At 73.6% G+C, this 3,657-nt stretch carries 3 protein-coding genes; 2 read left to right on the top strand and 1 reads right to left on the bottom strand.

The window, feature by feature from the left end; genetic code table 11:
• Positions 1-700: siderophore-interacting protein (locus AEQ27_RS14605; RefSeq protein WP_054147333.1), on the bottom strand; the 700-nt coding region annotated here is incomplete at its 3' end.
• Positions 701-757: 57 nt separating this feature from the next.
• Here AEQ27_RS14605 and AEQ27_RS14610 point away from each other — a divergent pair.
• Both AEQ27_RS14610 and AEQ27_RS14615 read left to right on the top strand, forming a co-directional pair.
• Positions 758-2,320 (top strand): pyridoxal-dependent decarboxylase, encoded by a 1,563-nt coding sequence (locus AEQ27_RS14610; RefSeq protein WP_054147334.1) that lies wholly within the window; start codon positions 758-760, stop codon positions 2,318-2,320.
• Positions 2,317-3,657, top strand: a 1,341-nt coding sequence (locus AEQ27_RS14615) for a lysine N(6)-hydroxylase/L-ornithine N(5)-oxygenase family protein (RefSeq protein ID WP_054147335.1), incomplete at its 3' end; no start/stop codon positions are given. The genes AEQ27_RS14610 and AEQ27_RS14615, both read left to right, overlap by 4 nt.

Genomic DNA, 3,657 nt, shown 5'->3' on the forward strand with positions numbered 1-3,657 from the left:
CCCCGGCACCCCCGGCACCCCGACCGTCAGCGTCGTCGTAGTCGCCGCCGAGCGCCCGCGCGTCGAGCTCGTCCCGCACCACCCACGTCACCTCGACGCCGTCGGGCGCGTCGAGCGGCCGCACGTCGGCCCGGGTCGGCACCTCCAGGATCACCGATCCCACGGAGGCGCGGTGCAGCGACCGCACGATGCCTTCCGTCCCCGGCAGCCCGGTCTCGTCGGCGACCAGGTGGATCTCGGCCGCGTCGTCGGGGGCGTTGAACAGCACGCCCTGGTCGAGCAGGCCGAGGGCGTCGCCGGGGCGGGCGGCGCAGGCCCAGATCGCCGCGCCTCCTTCGAGCTCGCCGGACTCGCCGCGGTGCAGCACGAAGTCGATGTCGAGCTCGGCGCGAGAAGAACCCGCCGGCCGGAACTCGCGCACCGTGTAGTTCGCGCAGTGCGGCCGCTCGGCCTCGGGGATCGCCAGGTAGTGCGCGTACCAGAGCGACGTCGTCGCCCGCGGCAGCCGCAACGAGTCACTGCCGGGCAGCGGCAGGAACAGCCGGAACCACTGGTCGAAGCCCATGTGGCCGAACTCGTGCAGGTCGTCGCCGACGACGGTCACGCGCTGGAAGCTCGGTGAGACGCGCTCCGAGCGCAGCACCTCGAGCCGGTGCACTCGGGGGTCGGCGGGCTTGACGGGCGGGCGGCGGGTCGACATAAGGTAAGGCTAACCTAACGAGTTCTGTCCGCTCCACCATGATCCAAAAGGAGACCCGTGTCCGAACGCCACGCGTCCGCACTGCTCACCACCGCGACCGCCGACGAGTACGAGCGCCTCACCGGCGCCACCGTCGCGCGGATCGCCGACCGCTTCCGCACGACGCGCCAACCCTTCTCGGGCGAGAGCCGTGCCCACCTGCAGCACCTCGTCGACGCCGTCGACCTCGACGCCCCGGGCACCGGCACCGACGACGCCCTGCGCGAGGTCGACGAGCTCTTCACGGCGAACGCCGTCTGGTTCCACGACCCCGCCTACCAGTCGCACCTCAACTGCCCCGTCGCCCTGCCCGCGGTCGCCGCCGAGGCCGTGCTCGCCGCGGTCAACCCGTCGGTGGACACCTACGACCAGTCGGCCGTCGGCACCCTGATCGAACGTCGCCTCGTCGACTGGACCGCCGAGCGCATCGGCTTCGACCCGGCCACCCGCGACGGGATCTTCACCTCGGGCGGCACGCAGCCGAACCTGCCCGCCCTGCTGCTCGCCCGCGAGAACGCCACGGCCCGCGCCCGCGCCGACGCCGAGGACGAGGAGGCGCGGCTGCGGAACACGGCCGCCCCCGGTCACCGCCCCGCCCCGCGCGCCACGGCGCTGCACGACCTGCTCGGCCGCCTGGGCGGGCCCGCCCCCGCCGAGAGCCGCTTCAGCGTGCAGAAGCCGGCCCGCCTGCTCGGACTCGGCGAGGACGCCGTCGTGACCGTCCCCACGGACGCCGCCGGCCGGATGCTGCCCGAGGCCCTCGCCGTCACCCTGGACGCCCTCGTCCAGGCCGGACACCTGCCGGTCGCCGTGGTGGCGACCGCCGGCACGACCGACCGCGGATGCCTCGACCCGCTCGCCGCGATCGCCGGGGTCTGCGATCGCACGGGCGTCTGGCTGCACGTCGACGCGGCCTACGGCGGCGGCCTGCTCGTCTCACCGACGCGTCGGCACCTGCTCGACGGCATCGAGCACGCTCGGTCGGTCACGGTCGACTTCCACAAGACGTTCTTCCAGCCGGTGTCGTCGAGCGCGCTGATCGTGCGGGACGGGCACGACCTCGACCCGGTCGCCTGGCACGCCGACTACCTCAACCCGCTGTCCGACCCCGAACCGAACCAGGTCTCGAAGTCGCTGCAGACCACCCGACGGTTCGCCGCGCTCAAGCTCTGGGCGACGCTCCGCGCCCTCGGCGCCGACGGCGTCGGCGAACTGGTCGCCCGGGTGATCGACCTCGCGGCCGAGGCCCACGACCTGCTGCATGGTGACGACGAGTTCGTCCTGCTCGCCGAGACGCAGCTCAGCACGGCGCTGTTCCGCTGGCAGCCGGCCGGCGTCGACGACGCCACCGCCGACCGGCTCGTCCCGCTCGTCCGACGCGTGCTCTTCGAGTCCGGCAGGGCGATCGTCGCGAAGACCGTGGTCGACGGGCGCCCCTGCCTCAAGCTGACGCTGCTCAACCCCGACGCGGGTCTCGACGACGTGAGGGGCGTGCTCGAGCTGGTCCGCGCCTCCTCGTGGGCCCTGCTCGAGAGCGACGCCCCCGCCCTCGTCGCCGCGGGGACGGAGGCCGCCCGATGACCGCCACCGCCGCAGCAGCCGCCGCCACCGCGCCCCGCGACACCCCGCACCTCCTCGACCTCGTCGGCATCGGCCTGGGCCCCTTCAACCTCGGCCTGGCCGCCCTGACCGACCCGCTCGACGACGTCGACGCGGTGTTCCTCGACGAGAACGACGGCTTCGCCTGGCACCCCGGCATGATGATCGAGGGTGCGACGATCCAGGTGCCGTTCCTCGCCGACCTCGTGACGATGGCCGACCCGACCTCGCGCTTCGGCTTCCTGAACTGGCTGAAGGCGACCGGGCGGCTCTACCCGTTCTACATCCGCGAGGAGTTCTCCCCGCTCCGCGCGGAGTACGACGCCTACTGCCGCTGGGTCGCGGACCAGCTCGACACGCTGCGGTGGGGCCGCCGCGTCACGAGCGTCGACGAGCAGCCCGACGGGACGTACGTCGTGACCTCGCGACGCGGCACCGACGGGGCCGTCGAGACCTGGCACGCCCGTCACGTCGTGCTGGGGGTGGGCACCGAGCCGCGCCTCCCCGAGTCGCTGCAGCAGCTCGCCGGCCGGGGCGACGCCCAGGGTCCGGTCGTGCACAGCGCCGACTCCCTCGCGGCCCGTGACCGCCTGCGTGCCGCCGACTCGGTGACGATCGTCGGCAGCGGGCAGTCGGCCGCCGAGATCTACCGCGACCTGCTCGACACGACCCGCGTCGGCGACCGCCCGGGGCACCGGCTCGACTGGGTCACCCGCTCGCCACGGTTCTTCCCGATGGAGTACACGAAGCTCACGCTCGAGCTCACGAGCCCCGAGTACACCGACCACTTCCACTCGCTGCCGCGCGAGACCCGCGACCGGTTGGGCCGTGAGCAGCGCAGCCTCTACAAGGGCATCAGCGGCGACCTCGTCGACGACGTGTACGACACGCTCTACCGGTTGAGCGTCGACGGGCCGGTCGACTCGACCCTGCTGACCGAGACCGAGCTCGTCGACGCCCGGTGGGTCGACGCCGACGGGCAGATCGAACTGCCGGGGCGGCACGCGCAGCTCGGGACCGCGGCCACCCGGCGCGCGGACGCGCTCGTCGTCGCGACGGGCTACGTCGCCCGGGTGCCGTCTTTCCTCGACGCGCTCGGCGACCGCGTCGACCGCGACGACCTGGGCCGCCTGGCCGTGGCGCGGGACTACTCGATCGACGGCGGCCGGGGGCGGCTGTTCGTCCAGAACGCCGAGGAGCACACCCACGGCCTCACCGCCCCCGACCTCGGCTTCGGCGCCTGGCGCAACTCGAGCATCATCGCCTCGATCACCGGCCGCGAGCCCTACCGCCTCGAGCGCCGCATCGCCTTCCAGACC

The organism is Frigoribacterium sp. RIT-PI-h (assembly GCF_001297205.1).
Taxonomy (GTDB): Bacteria; Actinomycetota; Actinomycetes; order Actinomycetales; family Microbacteriaceae; genus Frigoribacterium.